The sequence below is a fragment of the Streptomyces sp. SID13666 genome (assembly GCF_010548325.1).
Taxonomy (GTDB): domain Bacteria; phylum Actinomycetota; class Actinomycetes; order Streptomycetales; family Streptomycetaceae; genus Actinacidiphila; species Actinacidiphila fildesensis.
The window spans coordinates 25795-43871 of the sequence record NZ_JAAGLX010000056.1 but is presented as its reverse complement, the minus strand read 5'-3'; the positions used below and the strand labels follow the sequence as shown (position 1 = coordinate 43871).

Sequence of the window (18077 nt, the reverse complement as noted above, 5' to 3'; positions counted from 1 at the left end):
CTCCCCCCACGCTCGGGGCGCTCGCCGCCGCCGAACGCCGGCTCGCGGACGCCCGCGCGACCGCGCTGCTCGACGCACCGCCCGAGCTGGCCCGGCTGCTCGCCTCGGTGGCCGCCGCCGGGGCGGCGCACGTCGTCCTGCTGACGGGGAAGGGCTGACGAAATGACACAGCGGACCCTGGACGCGGTCCAGGCGGCGCTCGCCGCGGAACACGCCGCGGTTTACGCCTATGGGGTGATAGGTGCGCGGGTCGCGAAGCCGCGCGCCGCCGACGCCCGCGCGGCCTACGACTCGCACCGCGCCCGCCGCGACGCGCTGAGTCGCACCGTGCGGGACCTCGGCGCGGAACCGGTGCCGGCGGACGCCGGGTACGCACTGCCGTTCCCGGTCACCGACAGCGCGGCGGCCGTACGGCTGGCCGCCGTGATCGAGGACCGGGTCGCCGGTGTGTACGGGGATGTGGTGCGCGCGGCCACCGGGGAGCCGCGCCGGGACGCGGCCGGAGCGCTGCGTGAGGCGGCGGTGCGTGCCGTGCGGTGGCGCGGCGGCAGCGTAGCCTTCCCCGGGTTGGCCGAGCGGAGCGCACCGTGAGAGCCGCACCGCAAGGAGCCGTGTCAGGGCTGTAGGACACGGCAGAACGGGAAGGCATCCCCCCGCGGGGACGCCCGCCCGCGAAAGATCCACGGAGGGACAGCACAACCATGGCTTCAGCACCGCAGCCCGGCGGCCCCGGCACCATTCCGCTGGACCCGCCCGACCGGCTGGTCCGCACGATCGGGGCCTGGGAGGGCGACGCCGGCCGGGAGTGGCTCGCGGCGCTGCCGGGCCGGGTGGCCGGAACGCTGGAGCGGTGGGAACTGCGGCCGGAGCGGGTGTTCACCCCCGGCGGCCAGATCAGCATGATCGTGCTCGTCCGGACGGCGGACGGCACCCCCGCCGTGCTCAAGCTGGGCATGGTCACCCCCGAGACCGAGCACGAGCACGCCGCGCTCGCCCACTGGGACGGCCGCGGCGCGGTCCGGCTGCTGCGCGCGGAGCCCGCCCTGGGCGCGATGCTGCTGGAGCGGCTGCAGGGCGAGGTGTCCCTGCGCTCCCTGCCGGAGCCCAAGGCGATGCTCGAGGCGACGGCCACCCTGCAGCGGCTGTGGGTGGCGCCGGCCGAGGGCCATCCGTTCACCTCGGTCGCCGACTGCACCGCCGGTCTCGCCGACCACCTGCGGGAGCGCCGTGAGCAGCCCTGGGCGGCGGAGGTGCGCCCGCTCATCGACGAGGCGCTGGCGCTGCGCGAGCAGCTGCTGGCCGGTCCGGCCGAGGACGTGCTGCTGCACGGCGACTACCACCACGGCAACGTCCTGGCCGCCGAGCGCAGCCCGTGGCTGGCCATCGACCCCAAGCCGCTGGTCGGCGAGCGGGCGTACGACCTCGCCTGGCTGGTCCGGGACCGGGTCGAGACGCTGGCCGCGTCCCCTGGCCCGCAGGCGGCGGCCCGCCGCCGGGTCGCCAAGCTCGGCGCCGCGCTCGACGTGGACCCGGAGCGGCTGCGCGGCTGGAGCCACTTCCGGGCCGTCGAGGCGGGCGTCTGGGCGCTGTCGGTCGGCGACAGCCAGGCCGGCGAACTCCTGCTGGAGTTCGCCAGCTGGCTCTAGTCCGTGTCGCCGGTCAGCCGGTCAGCCGGGCGAGCGCCTCGTCGACCGTCAGCTCGACCCGCTCGCCCGACCGGCGGTCCTTCAGTTCCACGACGCCCTCGGCCGCGCGGCGGCCGACGACGAGGATCTGCGGGACACCGATGAGTTCCGCGTCGGTGAACTTCACGCCCGGCGAGACCCCGGCGCGGTCGTCGAGCAGCACCCGGACACCTGCGGCGTGCAGCTTCTCCGCGACCTCCAGCGCCAGCTCGGTCTGCAGGGCCTTGCCGGCCGCGACGAGGTGCACATCGGCGGGGGCGACCTCGCGCGGCCAGCACAGGCCCTGGCCGTCGGCGGTCTGCTCGGCGAGGGCGGCGACCGCACGGGAGACGCCGATCCCGTAGGAGCCCATGGTCACCCGCACCGGCTTGCCCTGCTGGCCGAGTACGTCGAGCTGGAAGGCGTCGGCGTACTTGCGGCCGAGCTGGAAGATGTGACCGATCTCGATCGCACGGTCCAGCCGCAGTCCGGCGCCGCAGCGCGGGCAGGGGTCGCCGGGCCGCACGGTGACGACGTCGAGGTAGCGGTCCACCTCGAAGTCCCGGCCGCAGACGACGTTGCGGGCGTGCTTGCCGCTCGTGTTGGCGCCGGTGATCCAGGCGGTGCCGGGGGCGATGCGCGGATCGGCGATGTAGTCGATGCCCAGGCCCTGCGGTCCCACATAGCCGCGGACGAGCTCCGGGCGGCCCTCGAAGTCCTCGGCGGTGACCAGCTCGACGACGGCCGGGGCGAGGTGCTCGCCGAGCTTGCCGAGGTCGACCTCGCGGTCACCGGGGACGCCGACGGCGGTGATCTTGCCGTCGACCTTCACCAACAGGTTCTTCAGCGTCGCGGACGCCGGGACGCCCAGGTGCGCGGCGAGGGTCTCGATGGTCGGGGTGTCGGGGGTGTCGAGTTGCTCGATGGGGCCGTGCTCCACGCCCTCGACGGGCGGCACGACCGTGGTGACGGCCTCGGTGTTCGCCGCGTACTCGCAAGCCGGACAGTCCACGAAGGTGTCCTCGCCGGCCGCGGCCGGAGCGAGGAACTCCTCGGACGCCGAGCCGCCCATCGCGCCGGAGACCGCGGAGACGATGCGGTAGTCGAAGCCGAGCCGCGTGAAGATCCGGATGTACGCGTCACGGTGCGCCCGGTACGCCTCGGCCAGCCCCTCGTCCGTGGTGTCGAAGGAGTACGAGTCCTTCATCTGGAACTCACGGCCGCGCAGCACGCCGGAGCGCGGGCGGGCCTCGTCCCGGTACTTCGTCTGGATCTGGTAGAGGATCACCGGCAGGTCCTTGTAGGACGTGCACTGGTCCTTCACCACCTGGGTGAAGATCTCCTCGTGGGTCGGGCCGAGGACGTAGTCCGCGCCCTTGCGGTCCTTGAGCTGGAAGAGCAGGTCGCCGTACTCGCCCGCGCGGCCGGTCGTCTCGTAGTTCTCCCGCGGCAGCAGCGCGGGCAGCAGCACTTCCTGGCCGCCGATCGCGTCCATCTCCTCGCGGACGACGCGGGAGACGTTCTCCAGGACCCGCTTGCCGAGCGGCAGCCAGATCCAGACGCCCGCCGACGAGCGGCGGACGAAACCGGCGCGGACCAGCAGCTTGTGGCTGGCGGTCTCGGCGTCGGCCGGGTCGTCGCGCAGTGTCTTGAGCATCAGACGGGACATGCGCAGGACCATGGTGGCTCTCCAGGGGCTTGACGGGGATTCCCGCGAGGATATCCAGCCCGTCCGGCGGCACGGAAATGCGTTATGCCGGATCCCGGGGCCGGTCCGGGCGGCGCAGCGGCAGGGGCGCGCCCATCACCGCGTACGGGCTCGTCGCGCTGGGGAAGTGCACGGGACGGGCCAGGTCCTGGTAGCCGAGCGCCCGGTAGAGCCGGCGGGCGGGGCTCTCGACGTCGATCGCGGAGAGGGTGCTGCGCGGTTCGGTGGCCGTGTCGGTGATGGTGGTGATCAGCTGCCGTCCGATGCCCAGCCCCTGGAAGGCGGGCAGTACGTGCAGCTCCGTGATGACGAAGGAGCCGTCGAGCCACTGCTCGGTGCCGCGGTGCCGCAGATAAGGCTCGACGACGGTGGACCACCAGTGCGCGCGGTCGTTGGGCATGCCGTAGACGAAGCCGACGAGCCGTCCGTCCTCGGTGGTGGCGCCGAGGGCGCGGGCGCCGGGGCAGGCGAGATGCCGCACGACGATCTGGCGGCGGATGGCGATCTCGTCGTCGTCGAGACCGAAGGCGAGGGCCTGTACGGCGAGCGCCTCGTCGACCCGTTCCTCGAGGTCCAGACGGCCGACCACGACATCTTCCATGGGACGGGACATTACGTCAGAACAGCACGCTCATGAAGGCTCCGACCTCGGTGAATCCCACCCGGCGGTAGGAGGCACGGGCGGGTGCGTTGAAGTCGTTGACGTACAGGCTGGCGACCGGGGCCACATCCCGCAGCGCGTAGTGCAGCACGGCGGCCATCCCCGCCTCCGACAAACCCTGCCCCCGGTACTCCGGCGCCACCCAGACGCCCTGGATCTGGCAGGCGTGCCGGGTGACGGCGCCGATCTCGGCCTTGAAGACCACCCGGCCGTTCTCGATGCGGGCGAACGACCGTCCGGCGGTGACGAGTTCGGCGACCCGGGCCTGGTAGAGCAGCCCGCCGTCCCCCGCGAGCGGGGAGACGCCGACCTCTTCGGTGAACATGGCCACGCACGCGGGCATGATCACATCCATCTCGTCACGGCGGACGCGCCGGACGAGGGGGTCGGGGGTGATGCCGGCGGGCAGCGCCCGGGTGGTCATCAGCGGCTGACGGCTGCGGATCTCCCGGGCCGGGCCCCAGCTGGGTTCGAGCAGCGACCACAGTTCGGTGGTGGGCTCGGCGGGTCCGACGATCGACGAGCAGCGGCGGCCCGCCCGGCGGGCCCGCTCGGCGAAGGCGCGGACGGCTTCCGGGCCCGCGCAGATCGGCACCAGATTGGCGCCGGCGTAGCACAGGGAGGTGAGCCGGCCGCCGGAGTACCAGCCCCACATCTCGCCGCCGAGGCGCCAGGGGTCGAGGCCCGCGACGTTCACACGGGAGGCGACGAACGCGTTGGACACGGGGTCGCGGTCGAGCACTTCGAGGGCGGCGTCGAGTTCGCCGGCCTCCAGGACCTTCGCGGTCGTCGTCGTCAACACGTGTGCGCCTCACCTACAGGCCGCGGGGGGCGGGGGTACCCCCGGCCACACAGCCGGGGGTAGATCTTCGCACTTTACCTCGCGGAGGGGAGTTTCGCGGAGGTGGCCTCAGCGGCCTTCCCCGGTCAGCTCACGTTGACCTGGGGCTCGCCGGACGCGATGCCGTCCGCTTCCATCTGCTCGGCGATCTTCATCGCCTCTTCGATCAGGGTCTCCACGATCTTCGACTCCGGCACGGTCTTGATGACCTCGCCCTTGACGAAGATCTGGCCCTTGCCGTTTCCGGACGCGACACCGAGGTCGGCCTCGCGGGCCTCACCGGGGCCGTTGACGACGCACCCCATGACGGCGACGCGCAACGGCACCTCCATGCCCTCCAGGCCGGCGGAGACCTGGTCGGCGAGCTTGTAGACGTCGACCTGGGCACGGCCGCAGGACGGGCAGGAGACGATCTCCAGGCGGCGCTGCTTGAGGTTCAGCGACTCCAGGATCTGCAGGCCGACCTTGATCTCCTCGACCGGCGGGGCGGAGAGCGAGACGCGGATGGTGTCGCCGATGCCCTCGGACAGCAGCGCGCCGAACGCGACGGCGGACTTGATGGTGCCCTGGAACGCGGGACCGGCCTCGGTGACACCGAGGTGGAGGGGGTAGTCGCACTTGGCGGCGAGCAGCCGGTAGGCGTTGACCATCACGACCGGGTCGTTGTGCTTCACCGAGATCTTGATGTCACGGAAGCCGTGCTCCTCGAACAGCGAGCACTCCCACAGCGCCGACTCGACCAGCGCCTCGGGGGTGGCCTTGCCGTACTTCTCCATCAGCCGGCGGTCCAGCGAGCCCGCGTTGACGCCGATCCGGATCGGGGTGCCGACCGAAGCCGCCGCCTTCGCGATCTCCTTGACCTTGTCGTCGAACTGCTTGATGTTTCCGGGGTTGACGCGGACGGCCGCGCAGCCGGCGTCGAGCGCCGCGAAGACGTACTTCGGCTGGAAGTGGATGTCCGCGATCACCGGGATCTGCGACTTCTTGGCGATGGTGGCGAGCGCGTCGGCGTCGTCCTGCGTGGGGCAGGCCACCCGCACGATCTGGCAGCCGGAAGCGGTGAGCTCGGCGATCTGCTGGAGCGTCGCCCCGATGTCCGCCGTCACCGTCGTCGTCATGGACTGGACCGAAACCGGCGCGTCCCCGCCCACCGCGACCGACCCGACCTGGATCTTGCGGCTGTGGCGGCGGTCGGCGAGCTTGATCGGAACGTCGGGCATTCCGAGCGAAATCGCGGTCATGTGCTTGGCATCCCCAAGGGTGTGGAACAAGGTCCCGGCGTGGGCGGGCTCCGTTTACCGAGGTTACGGCAACCCGCCCACGTCTCCCGCATCCGTCAGGAGAGCGTCACCGGATTGACGACATCGGCGACGAGCACCAATGCCGTGAAGCAGATGAAGATGCCTGCGACGACATAGGCGACCGGCATCAGCTTGGCCACGTCGAAGGGGCCCGGGTCCGGGCGCCGGGTCAGCTTGGCCAGCCTGCGGCGCAGCGACTCCCACAGTGCGCCGGCGATGTGACCGCCGTCGAGCGGGAGCAGCGGCAGCATGTTGAACAGGAACAGCGACAGGTTCACCCCGGCGAGCAGGTTGATCATGACGCCGATCTGCTGCGTCGCGGGAATCTTCAGCGAGAAGACCTCGCCGCCGATCCGGGCGACACCGACCATGCCGACGGGCTGGTCGACGGTGCGCTCCTTGCCCTGGAAGGCCGATCCCCACAGCGCGGGGATCTTCGAGGGGATGTCGGCGATACCGCGGATCGAGTTCTTGGTCATCGAGACCATGCGATCGGTGGACTCGGCGAAGGTCAGCGTCCTGACGCCGTTGGCCGGGCTGAAGCCGAGGAATCCGGCGTCGACGTACTGGCCCTTGATCGGGAAGCCGTCGCTGTCCTTCTTGTTCACCGTGTTCTTGACCAGGGTCGGGTGCAGGGTGAGCTGCTGCCCGTTCCGGAGGACGCCGACGGTGGCCGGGCCGATGGTGTCGCGGATCTGGTCCGACAGGTCGTCCCAGTCGCTGACCGGCTTGCCGTTGAAGGAGACGATCTTGTCCCCGGCCTTGAAGCCGGCGGCCTTGGCGGGCGGGGCCACGGCGTTCTTCGGGCAGACATCGGCCTTGGTGGCCTTGTCGGTCGCCGCGGAGGCCTTGACCACACACTCCGAGACGCTGCCGATCGACGTGGTCGTGACGTTTCCGCCGATCCCCATCAGGGAGACCGCGAAGAGCGCCACCGCCAGGATCAGGTTCATGAACGGCCCGGCGAACATGACGATGACGCGCTTCCACGGCTTACGCGTGTAGAACATCCGCGTCTCGTCGCCCGGCTGCAGCTCCTCGTAGGCGGCCGAACGGGCGTCTTCTATCATGCTGCGCCACGGCGAGGTGGAACGGGCGCTGACCTTGCCGTCCGCGCCGGGCGGGAACATGCCGATCATGCGGATGTAGCCGCCGAGCGGGATCGCCTTGAAGCCGTACTCGGTCTCGCCCTTGTGCCGCGACCAGATCGTCGGCCCGAAGCCGACCATGTACTGCGGCACACGGATCTTGAAGAGCTTGGCGGTGGAGAGATGGCCGAGCTCGTGCCAGGCGATGGAGAACAGCAGACCGACGACGAAGATGACGATCCCGACGCCCCACATGAGTGCCGTCATACCCGTGCAGCCTCCGTAGCCAGTTCCCGTGCGCGGGCCCGTGCCCACGCTTCCGCTTCAAGGACGTCCTCGACGGTCAGCCGAGTTCCCGGATCCGGATGGCCGTGTTCCTCGACCACCCGGGCGACGGTGTCCACGATCCCCGTGAAGGGCAGCCGGCCGGCGAGGAAGGCATCGACGCATTCCTCGTTCGCCGCGTTGAACACCGCGGGTGCGGTGCCACCGAGGCTACCTACATGTCGCGCCAAAGCCACCGCTGGGAACGCGTCGTCGTCCAACGGGAAGAATTCCCACGTCGACGCCTTCGACCAGTCGAACGCGGGTGCGGCATCCGGCACCCGCCGGGGCCAGCCGAGGCCGAGCGCGATGGGCATCCGCATGTCGGGCGGGCTCGCCTGGGCCAGGGTCGAGCCGTCGGCGAACTCCACCATCGAGTGGATGTACGACTGCGGATGGACGACGACCTCGATCCGGTCGAAGGGGATGTCGTAGAGCAGATGTGCCTCGATGACCTCCAGACCCTTGTTGACCAGGGTCGCGGAGTTGATCGTGATGACCGGGCCCATGTCCCAGGTCGGGTGCGCGAGTGCGTCCTTGGGGGTGACGCCGGCGAGCTCCTCCTTGGTGCGGCCGCGGAACGGGCCGCCGGAGGCCGTGACGATCAGCTTGCGGACCTCTTCGCGGGTGCCGCCCATCAGCGCCTGGAAGAGCGCGGAGTGCTCGGAGTCCACCGGGATGATCTGCCCGGGCTTCGCGAGCGCCTTCACCAGCGGGCCGCCGACGATCAGCGACTCCTTGTTGGCGAGGATCAGCACCCGGTCGGCTTCCAGGGCCGCCAGCGTCGGGCGGAGCCCGATCGAACCGGTGATGCCGTTGAGGACCGAGTGGCACTCGCTCGCGGCGAGCCGGGTCGCGGCGTCGGGGCCGGACAGGATCTCGGGGAGCGTCCCGCCGGCGCCGTACTGCCGGCCGAGCGCCTGCCGCAGCGGCTCGACGGCGTCCTCGTCCGCCACGGCCACGGTCCGTACCCGCAGCTGGTGGGCCTGCTCGGCGAGCAGCTCGATCCGGCCGCCGGCGGCGGACAGCGCCACCACGCGGAAGCGGTCGGGGTTGCGCAGCACCACGTCGATGGCCTGGGTGCCGATCGAACCGGTGGAGCCGAGGATCACGATGTCCCGGGGCCCGTCGGTGTCGGCGGCGGCCACGAATTCGCGGTGATGCGGGTCTGCGAGGGAGTCCGTCATCCCCCCATTGTGGCCGCATCCCCTGTCAGCTCGGACAGGGGATGCGGGTGCCGGGTCCCGGGCGGGTCCGCGGGCGGAGCGGTACGCGGGAGCCGGGTCAGCGGATGGGCTCAGCGGATGGGGCGGTGGACGTTCTCGGTCGTGGCGGGGCCGGGGGTGGCGTCGGCGATCCAGGGGCCGTCGCCGCTGAGGTCGACGATGCCGGCCTCCAGCCAGGTGTAGGTACCGCCGAGCACGCCGTCGACGACCTTGCGGTCCAGGTCGTCGGTGTTGGACCACAGCCGGGTGAAGAGCTCCTCGACACGGATCCGGGACTGCCGGCAGAACGCGTCGGCGAGCTGGTACGCGGCCCGGCCCTCCTCGCCGGACGAGCGCAGCATCTCGGCGCGTACGCAGGCCGCGCTCATCGCGAAGAGCTCCGCCCCGATGTCGACGATGCGGCCGAGGAAGCCCTGCTTGGTCTCCATCCGGCCCTGCCAGCGCGCCATGGCCAGGAACGTCGAACGGGCGAGCTTGCGCGCGCTGCGCTCGGTGTACCGCAGGTGGGTGGCCAGGTCCGGGTAGCCGTCCGGGTGGAACTCGGCGTACGACGTGGGCAGTTGGCCGGCGCCGGCGACGAGCTTGGGGAGCCAGCGGGCGTAGAACCCGCTGGCCCTGGCGCCGGCCTTCGCCTTGTCGCCGAGGCTCTTGTCGGGGTCGATGAGGTCGCCCGCGACGGACAGATGGGCGTCGACCGCCTCGCGGGCGATCAGCAGGTGCATGATCTCCGTCGAGCCCTCGAAGATGCGGTTGATGCGCAGATCGCGCAGCACCTGCTCGGCGGGGACGGCGCGCTCGCCGCGGGCGGCGAGGGACGCGGCGGTCTCGAAGCCGCGGCCGCCGCGGATCTGCACGAGTTCGTCGGCCATCAGACAGGCCATCTCGCTGCCGTAGAGCTTGGCGAGGGCGGCCTCGATCCGGATGTCGTTGCGGTCCTCGTCGGCCATCTGCGACGACAGGTCGAGAACCGCTTCGAGGGCGAACGTGGTCGCCGCGATGAAGGCGATCTTCGAGCCGACCGCCTCGTGCTTCGCGATGGACTTGCCCCACTGCTCGCGCTCCAGCGACCATTCGCGGGCGATCTTCAGACACCACTTCCCGGCGCCGACGCACATCGCGGGCAGCGAGAGGCGGCCGGTGTTCAGGGTGGTGAGGGCGATCTTGAGGCCGGCGCCCTCGGGGCCGATGCGGTGGTCGGCGGGGACGGTGACCTGGTGGAAGCGGGTGACCCCGTTCTCCAGGCCGCGCAGCCCCATGAAGGCGTTGCGGTGCTCGACGGTGACGCCCTCGGAGCCCGCCTCGACGACGAAGGCGGTGATGCCGCCCTTGTGCCCCTCCGACTTCGGCACCCGGGCCATGACGACCAGCAGGTCGGCGACGACGCCGTTGGTCGTCCAGAGCTTGACGCCGTCCAGGACGTAGGCGGAACCGTCCTCGGTGGGCACCGCGCTGGTCGCCAGCCGGGCCGGGTCGGAGCCGACGTCGGGTTCGGTGAGCAGGAAGGCGCTGATGTCGGTGCGCGCGCAGCGCGGGAGGAAGGTCTCCTTCTGCTCCGTGGTGCCGAACATCTTGAGCGGCTGCGGTACGCCGATGGACTGGTGCGCGGAGAGCAGCGCGCCGATCGAGGCGTTGGCGGAGCCCACGAGCGCGAGGGCCTTGTTGTAGTACACCTGGGTGAGGCCCAGGCCGCCGTACTTCGTGTCGATCTTCATACCGAGGGCGCCGAGCTCCTTGAGCCCGTTGATGACCTCGTCGGGGATCTGCGCCTCGCGTTCGATGCGGGCCCCGTCGATCTTCGTCTCGCAGAAGTCCCGGAGCTTGGCGAGGAATTCCTCGCCGCGCTGGACGTCGTCGGGCGCCGGCATGGGATGGGGATGGATCAGATCGAGCCTGAAGCGGCCCAGGAACAGCTCCTTGGCGAAGCTGGGCTTCCGCCAGTCCTGTTCGCGGGCGGCCTCGGCCACCTGCCGGGCCTCGCGTTCAGAAACGTTGTGTGCGGATGGTGCGGTCAAGAGGGCTCACCTCGCCGCGGAGTCGGGATGTACGGGCGCGGTCGGCCGCCGGGAGACCCGGTCAGCGAGCTACCGGGGTCGCCGGGTTACCGATCGGTGCTACTTGCCCGTATCTACCCCAATTCCCGTGCGGCCACCACCCCCCGCGCAGCACCGGCCGGGAGCACGGGCACGTCGGCTCACCCGATCGGGTGAGGGACCAATCCGGCTCACCACCCGCTCCGAATGCCCTGTGTGAAACGGAACTGGATGCGCGAGCTGCTGCTCGGCGCGGTGAGCGGAGAACTGGCGGCTGCCGTCTCGCTCGCCGCCGCCGAGCTGGTGGCCATCGCCGTCGGACCACAGGCGTCGCCGGTGACGGCGATCGGCGGAACGGCGATCGACGCGACTCCGGTCGAGGTGAAGAACTGGGCGATCCGGCACTTCGGCACCTCGGACAAGCTGGTGCTGCAGTTGGGCATCGTGGCCGCGCTGGCGCTGTTCGCCGCGGTCATCGGCGTGATCGCCGTCCACCACCGGCCGGCGGGAGTCGCCGGTGTGGCGGTCTTCGGCGCGGTCGGCGCGGTGGCGGCGGTCCGGCGGCCGGTGGGGGTGTGGACGGACGCGTTTCCCTCGCTCGTCGGCGCACTGGCCGGGGCGGCGGTGCTGTGGGTGCTGGCCGGCCGGATCCACGGCCAGGGCCCGCCTGCCACGGACGACGCCGGGAGCCCAGTGCGGCCCGTCGGTGCCTTCGACCGGCGCGGGTTCCTGGTCGCCGCGTCCGCGGCCGCCGCGTTCTCCGCCGTCGGCGGCACCGTCGGACGGCGGCTGAACTCCACCGATGCCGCGGCCGTCGCGTCCCGCGACTCCGTGAAACTGCCCGCCCCGCAGTCGGCGGCGGGGCGGGTACCCGCGGGCGCCGATCTCCGGATCCCCGGGATGCAGCCCTTCACGACACCCAATCCGTCCTTCTACCGGGTGGACACCGCCCTCACCGTTCCCCAGGTGAATGCCGACACCTGGCGGCTGCGGATCCATGGGAAGGGCGTCACCGAGCCGCTGGAGTTCAGCTATCAGGACCTGCTGCGGCGCCCGCTGATCGAGCGGGACATCACCCTGACCTGTGTGTCCAACGAGGTCGGCGGACCGTACGCCGGCAACGCCCGGTGGATCGGGGTGCCGCTCGCCGCACTCCTGAAGGAGGCCGGGGTCCGTCCGCCGTCCGCCGGCGGACCCGCCGATCAGCTGGTGGCGCGCTCGGTGGACGGGATGACGCTCGGCAGCCCGGTCGAGACGGTCCTCGACGGCCGGGACGCGATGCTCGCGGTCGGGATGAACGGCGAGCCGCTGCCCTTCACCCACGGTTTCCCGGTCCGGATGCTCGTCCCCGGGCTCTACGGCTACGTGTCGGCCTGCAAGTGGCTGACCGACCTGGAACTGACCACCTTCGCCGACTTCGACGCCTACTGGGTCCGGCGCAGCTGGTCCCCGCAGGCCCCCATCAAGACGTCGTCCCGGATCGACACCCCCCGGCCCTTCGCCTCCCTGAAGGCGGGACCCGTGCCCGTCGCGGGCGTCGCCTGGGCCCAGCACCGGGGCATCGACAAGACGGAGGTGCGGATCGACGGGGGTGCGTGGCAGGCCGCCAGGCCCGCCACGGAGGACACCGCCGACACCTGGCGCCAGTGGTCGTACCTCTGGGACGCCAAGCCCGGTTCGCACCGTATCGAGGTCCGCGCGACGGACCGCACCGGCCGGACCCAGACCGGCGACCGGCAGGGCACCGTGCCCGACGGTTCGACGGGCTGGCACTCGGTGGTGGTCACCGTGGAGTGAGCTCCGCGCACCACGTCACCGGCATCCCCACCCATCACCACCCGGTCCCACCGGGAACCCTCATGAGGAGACCTGTCATGTACACCACCACCCGCTTCCGTCGTGCCGCCCTCGCCTCGGCCGCCGCCGCCGTCCTCGCCGTCACCGCGTCCGCCTGTTCCGACAGCGGCAGCGACAAGAGCAACGCGGCGAACAGCAACGCCGTCGCACCGGCCGCCGGCAACGGCACGACGAAGGCGTCCGCGCCCTTCGGCTACGCCTGCGCCGGCGTGCCCAAGGACGGCGCGGGCAGCTTCGCGGGCATGGCCAAGGACCCCGTGGCCACCGCCGCGTCCCACAACCCCGCGCTGTCCACCCTGGTCTCCGCCGTGACGCAGGCGGGTCTGGTCGACACCCTCAACAGCGCGCAGAACATCACGGTCTTCGCGCCGACGAACGAAGCCTTCGCCAAGATCCCGAAGGCGGACCTGGACAAGGTGCTGGCCGACAAGGAGACGCTCACCAAGATCCTGACCTACCACGTGGTAGGACAGCCGCTGACCCCGAACCAGCTCACTAACGGTATGTTCCCCACCCTGGAGAAAGAGCCCCTCATGACCAAGGGCTCCAGCGATTCGTACATGGTCAATGACACCGCCAACGTGATCTGTGGCAACGTCAAGACCGCCAACGCCAACGTCTACATCATCGACACCGTCCTGATGCCGCCGGTTTCCTGACCGGAACGGCCAATCCGCCGGGGCCCCGGCTACGAATCAATGGTGACAACCATTGCTCGGAGGTGCGCATGCACGCGGTAGCCCGCGACAACGGACCCGTGGCGCCGGGACCCGGAAGCCTGGAGACCCTGCTCGAACGGGTCTCCAGGGGGGACCAGCAGGCGTTCGACAGCGTCTACACGGCCGTTGCCGGTTCCGTTCTCGGGCTGGCCCACCGCGTGCTGCGCGATCCCGCGCAGTCCGAGGAGGTCACCCAGGAGGTGCTGATCGAGGTGTGGCGCAGCGCCGCCCGCTTCGACGCCGGCCGGGGCAGTGCCATGGCCTGGATCATGACGCTCGCCCACCGGCGGGCGGTCGACCGGGTGCGCTCGGCACAGGCCTCCGCCGACCGCGAGCAGCGGGCCGCGGTCCGCGACCACTCCCCCGCCTTCGACGAGGTGTCGGAGCAGGTCGAGCGGCGGCTGGAGCGCGAACAGGTGCGCCGCTGTCTGGGACAGCTGACCGAACTCCAGCGTGAGTCGGTGAACCTGGCCTACTACCGGGGATATACCTACCGGGAAACCGCCGATGTGCTGGGAACGGCACTCGGCACGGTCAAGACCCGTCTCCGGGACGGGCTCATCCGTCTGCGGGACTGCTTGGGGGTGACGTCGTGAACGATTCCGCCGATCTGCACACACTGACCGGCGCCTACGCGTTGGACGCCCTATCCCCCGCGGAGGCGGCGGAGTTCGCCCGGCATCTCGCCGAGTGCCCCGCCTGCTCCCAGGAGGTGCGTGAGCTGCGGGAGACCGCGACCCGGCTGGCCTTCGCGGTGGCGCAGGTGCCGCCGCCAGGGCTGCGGGACCGCGTCATGTGGTCGCTGCCCGAGGTACGGCAGCTGCCGCCGCTGGTCGTCGAACCCGTCGTGGTGCCGTTGCGCGGCCCGCGCCGGCGGCAGCGGCTGCCCTATCTGGCCGCCGCGGCCTGTCTCGCCATCGCCGCGGGCGCCGGGGTCTGGGCCGTCCAGGCCCAGCGGGACGCCGACCGGGCACGGGACGGCAACATCCAGGCGGAGCAGCGCGCCTCCGACCTGGAGACGCTGATGGCGGCGCCCGATGCCACCCTGCGGACCGGCTCGATGCGGGGCGGCGGTGGGGCGACCGTGGTCTCCTCCCAGCGGCTCGGACGGACGGCGTTCGTCTACCACGACCTGCCGCCGCTGGGCACTGCGCGGGTCTACCAGCTCTGGTACAGCCAGAACGGCTCGATGATCCCGGCCGGTCTCGTCACTCCGGGCCGCACCGACGGCGCACAGCTCCTGGCGGGCGGCCCGAGGGGCGCCGACGCGGTCGGGGTGACGGTGGAACCGTCCGGCGGCTCACCGACCCCGTCGGGACCGCCGGTGATGGTCGTACCGATCCCTTCCTGACCGGATCGGACCGGAACGGGGCAGGGCAGGGCAGGAAAAAACCGGCCGGGGCGCACCGCACATGCGCCCCGGCCGGTGGAGGGTGGTCCGTCGGTCTCAGAGGTCCAGGCCGGTCAGGACGAGGACCCGCTCGTAGGTGTAGTCGGCCATGGCGTACGAGACGCCCTCACGGCCGACACCGGAGTCCTTCACGCCGCCGTACGGCATCTGGTCCGCGCGGTAGGAGGGCGCGTCGCCGATGATCACGCCGCCGACCTCCAGCTCGCGGTGGGCCCGGAAGGCGGTCTGCAGGTCGTGCGTGAACACACCGGTCTGCAGGCCGTAGTTCGAGTCGTTGACGGCCGCGAACGCCTCGTCGGCGCCGTCGACCTTCTGCAGCGACAGGACCGGGCCGAAGACCTCCGCGGTGGCGAGGATCGCGTCCGCGGGGATCTCGGTGAGCACCGTCGGGGCGTACGAGGCGCCCTCGCGGGTGCCGCCGGTGAGCAGCTTGGCGCCCTTGGCGACCGCGTCGTCGACCCAGGACTCGACGCGCTTCGCGGCGTTCTCGTCGACCAGCGGGCCCACGTCGGTGGCGTCGTCGGACGGGTCACCGGTGACCTGGGCCGCGACCTTGGCGACGACCTTCTCGGCGAGCACGTCGAAGACCGACGCGTCGGCGATGACCCGCTGCACCGAGATGCAGGACTGGCCGCCCTGGTAGTTGGCGAAGGTGGCGATACGGGTGGCCGCCCACTCCAGGTCCTCCTCGGAGGACCAGTCGGCCAGCACCACGGCCGCGGCGTTGCCGCCCAGTTCGAGGGTGGTGTGCTTGCGCGGCACCGAATCCATGATCTGGTAGCCGACCTTGTCGGAACCGGTGAAGGAGATCACCGGCAGCCGCTTGTCCTGCACCAGGGCCGGCATCCGGTCGTTGGGGACCGGAAGGACGCTCCAGGAGCCGGCCGGCAGACCCGTCTCGGCGAGGATCTCGCCCAGCACCAGGGCCGACAGCGGGGTCGCCGGGGCGGGCTTGAGGATGATCGGCGCGCCGACCGCGATCGCCGGGGCGACCTTGTGGGCGACGAGGTTCAGCGGGAAGTTGAAGGGCGCGATACCGAGCACGGTGCCGCGCGGGAAGCGCCGGGTCAGCGCCAGCCGGCCGACGCCGCCGGCGTCGGTGTCCAGCCGCTGCGCCTCGCCGCTGTTGAAGCGGCGGGCCTCCTCGGAGGCCCAGCGGAAGACCGACACGGCCCGGCCGACCTCGCCGCGGGCCCACTTGATCGGCTTGCCGTTCTCGGCGGTGATCAGCCGGGCGATCTCCTCGGTGCGCTCCGCGAGCCGCTGGGCGACGAGGTCGAGCGCGGCGGACCGCACGTGGGCCGGGGTCGCGGCGAACTCGGCCTGGACGGCCTCGGCGGCCGCGACGGCCTCTTCGACCTGGGCCTCGGTGGGAACGCTGACCGTGCCGACGACCCGGCCGTCCCACGAGTTGGTGACGTCGAAGCTGTCCTCGCCGGTCGCCTTGCGGCCGGCGAGCCAGAATGCGGTGGGGGTGCTCACAGCGGCCCGGCCCTTCCGATGGGGTGGTGATCCCGATGGGTGGTGATCGATCACGTACGTCCACGGTAGGCCGGGCGGGGCGCGGGGGCGTTTGTCCACTGCGGAGTACCGCTCGTGGCGGGTACTCCGTTGTGTCACTCGCCGGGCGGCAGCGTCTTCATCGCCAGCCACAGCTCCATCCGGACGTCGGGATCGTCCAGCGAGCGGCCGAGGATCTCCTCCACCCGGCGCATGCGGTAGCGCAGGGTGTGCCGGTGAACGCCCAGGTCGGACGCGGCCGCGTCCCACTGGCCGTGCCGCGAGAGCCATGCCTGGAGGGAGGCGACGAGGTCGCCGCGGCTGGTCGCGTCGTGCTCGCGCAGCGGGCGCAGCAGCCCCTCGGCGAACGCCCGGACCGCGTCGTCGCCGAGCAGCGGGAGAACCGATCCTGCACCGACCTCGCCGTGCTCGACCAGGTTGCGGCCGCGCCGCAGCGCGACAGCCAGCGCCCGTTCCGCCTGCCGGTTGGCGTCCGGCAGCTCCGCCACCGGGACGGCCCCGGACAGCCCGGCGGCCAGGGTGTCGTCGGCCTCGGCGAAGTCGGTGCAGGCCTTGAGCACGGCCGAACCGTCGGCGGCGAGCACCACCAGCCGGGGGCCCTCCCGTACGGCGATGACCGGCTCGCCCGAGCGGGCGCCGGCGGCCTCCGCGCGCTCGGCCAGCAGCGCCACCGAGTCCAGCGCCACCGCCGGGCGGCCGGTACGGGCGGCGGGCCTGGCCGCCTTCGCGGGCTTGGCGGTGAGTTCTGCGGGCTCCACGACGAGCAGCCGCACCGGCTGCGCCAGCAGATCGCCGTAGAGCCGGCCCGCGACGGTACGGGCGTGCTCGCTCTCCCCGGTGAGCAGCATCCGCAGCAGGGCGGCCGCGAGCCGCTGCTCGGTGTCCTGGAGCGCCCGCGACTGCTCCAGGGAGAGCGTGAGCAGCGCGACGGCGGCGTGCACGACATAGCGGGCGGGGGTGTCGAGGCGCTCCTCGGTGCCGACGGCGAGAAACCCGCGGGCCCGGCGCGCGGTGCCCAGCGACTGCAGTTCGACGCGGTCCTCGGTGCCCGCGGGGCCCGCCACGGCCGCGCTGGCGGGCGCCGGTTTGTCCCGCAGCCGGTCGATCTCGCCGGTCAGCCGGGCGGCGCGGCGGCCCGCCCACTCGGGGGCGGCGGCGAGCACCGCGCCGGACGCGTCGTAGAGCGCGGCCCAGCCGTTGAGGTGGTGCGCGAGCCGGCCGAGCAGCGCGGAGGTGCCGTCCGGGGCGAGGGCCGCCCGGGTCAGATCGCGCTGGGCCTCGAAGCCGGCGGTGACGGCCTGGTACTGGTCGGCCGCGACCGCCGCCGACACGGCCTTGCTGATCGCGATGAACGGCGTGCGGCGCGGCACTTCGAGCAGCGGCAGATCCAGTTCCGCCGCGGCGTCGACCAGCGCGGGCGGCACCGCGTCGTGCCCCACCCCGACGCCGAAGCCGAGCCCGACCACCCCGGCGTCCGCCAGCCGCCGCACGTAGCCGCGCAGGCTGTCCGGGTCGTCGACGGCGAGTTTGAGTCCGGTGGTGAGCAGCAGCTCGCCGCCTTCGAGATACGGTCCCGGGTCGTCCAGCTCGCTGGTGTGCACCCAGCGCACGGTGGCGTCCAGATGGTCGCCGCCGGCCAGGACCACGAGCTTGAGTGCCGAATGGTGGACGAGAGAGGCGAGAGTGAGGGGCATGACGCGCTGTCGCCTCCGGCGGGGGGCTTCCG

The 18077-nt window shown here is 71.9% G+C and carries 15 protein-coding genes; 6 read left to right on the top strand and 9 right to left on the bottom strand.

Annotated features, from left to right (window positions below):
- The first annotated feature begins 162 nt into the window (after positions 1-162).
- Entirely contained in the window at positions 163-591 is a 429-nt protein-coding gene (locus G3I60_RS38880; RefSeq protein ID WP_164298131.1) for a ferritin-like domain-containing protein, read from the top strand.
- Positions 592-701: 110 nt separating this feature from the next.
- Positions 702-1646, top strand: a complete 945-nt coding sequence (locus G3I60_RS38875) for an aminoglycoside phosphotransferase family protein (RefSeq protein WP_164298129.1) — start codon at positions 702-704, stop codon at positions 1644-1646.
- 13 nt (positions 1647-1659) lie between these two features.
- Here the strand turns inward: G3I60_RS38875 and G3I60_RS38870 are convergent, their stop codons facing one another.
- From G3I60_RS38870 to G3I60_RS38840, 7 genes are all read right to left on the bottom strand, one after another.
- Positions 1660-3345 (bottom strand): proline--tRNA ligase, encoded by a 1686-nt coding sequence (locus G3I60_RS38870; RefSeq protein ID WP_164608344.1) that lies wholly within the window; start codon positions 3343-3345, stop codon positions 1660-1662.
- 70 nt (positions 3346-3415) lie between these two features.
- Positions 3416-3973: a GNAT family N-acetyltransferase gene (locus tag G3I60_RS38865; RefSeq protein WP_164298125.1), complete on the bottom strand. Its 558-nt coding sequence runs from the start codon at positions 3971-3973 to the stop codon at positions 3416-3418.
- Positions 3974-3989: 16 nt separating this feature from the next.
- A complete protein-coding gene (locus G3I60_RS38860; RefSeq protein WP_164298123.1) occupies positions 3990-4835 on the bottom strand; it encodes a GNAT family N-acetyltransferase in 846 nt (281 codons plus the stop codon).
- A gap of 125 nt (positions 4836-4960) precedes the next feature.
- A complete protein-coding gene (gene ispG / locus G3I60_RS38855) occupies positions 4961-6115 on the bottom strand; it encodes a flavodoxin-dependent (E)-4-hydroxy-3-methylbut-2-enyl-diphosphate synthase (RefSeq protein WP_164298121.1) in 1155 nt (384 codons plus the stop codon).
- A 95-nt stretch (positions 6116-6210) separates the two neighbouring features.
- Positions 6211-7530 (bottom strand): RIP metalloprotease, encoded by a 1320-nt coding sequence (locus G3I60_RS38850; RefSeq protein WP_138356700.1) that lies wholly within the window; start codon positions 7528-7530, stop codon positions 6211-6213.
- Positions 7527-8774 carry a 1-deoxy-D-xylulose-5-phosphate reductoisomerase gene (gene dxr, locus G3I60_RS38845; RefSeq protein ID WP_164298119.1) on the bottom strand — a complete coding sequence of 416 codons (1248 nt, stop codon included), beginning with the start codon at positions 8772-8774 and terminating at the stop codon, positions 7527-7529. The genes G3I60_RS38850 and dxr overlap by 4 nt, the downstream gene beginning before the upstream one ends.
- A 110-nt stretch (positions 8775-8884) precedes the next feature.
- On the bottom strand, positions 8885-10825 hold the full coding sequence (locus G3I60_RS38840) for an acyl-CoA dehydrogenase family protein (RefSeq protein WP_164298117.1): 1941 nt from the start codon (positions 10823-10825) through the stop codon (positions 8885-8887).
- 249 nt (positions 10826-11074) lie between these two features.
- On the opposite strand from G3I60_RS38840, the gene G3I60_RS38835 reads away from it, so the two are divergent.
- The 4 genes from G3I60_RS38835 to G3I60_RS38820 all read left to right on the top strand — a co-directional run bounded on the left by G3I60_RS38835 (position 11075) and on the right by G3I60_RS38820 (position 14770).
- On the top strand, positions 11075-12640 hold the full coding sequence (locus G3I60_RS38835) for a molybdopterin-dependent oxidoreductase (RefSeq protein ID WP_239070818.1): 1566 nt from the start codon (positions 11075-11077) through the stop codon (positions 12638-12640).
- Positions 12641-12717: 77 nt separating this feature from the next.
- Entirely contained in the window at positions 12718-13359 is a 642-nt protein-coding gene (locus G3I60_RS38830; protein WP_164298115.1) for a fasciclin domain-containing protein, read from the top strand.
- A gap of 68 nt (positions 13360-13427) precedes the next feature.
- Positions 13428-14015, top strand: coding sequence for a sigma-70 family RNA polymerase sigma factor (locus G3I60_RS38825; RefSeq protein WP_164298113.1), 588 nt, complete (start codon positions 13428-13430; stop codon positions 14013-14015).
- A complete protein-coding gene (locus tag G3I60_RS38820) occupies positions 14012-14770 on the top strand; it encodes an anti-sigma factor (RefSeq protein WP_164298111.1) in 759 nt (252 codons plus the stop codon). Before G3I60_RS38825 ends, G3I60_RS38820 begins: the two co-directional genes overlap by 4 nt.
- Positions 14771-14866: 96 nt before the next feature.
- Here G3I60_RS38820 and G3I60_RS38815 read toward each other — a convergent pair whose 3' ends face one another.
- Entirely contained in the window at positions 14867-16312 is a 1446-nt protein-coding gene (locus tag G3I60_RS38815; protein ID WP_138356707.1) for an aldehyde dehydrogenase family protein, read from the bottom strand.
- Between the two features lie 134 nt (positions 16313-16446).
- Entirely contained in the window at positions 16447-18045 is a 1599-nt protein-coding gene (locus G3I60_RS38810) for a PucR family transcriptional regulator (RefSeq protein ID WP_164298109.1), read from the bottom strand.
- Between the last annotated feature and the right edge of the window lie 32 nt (positions 18046-18077).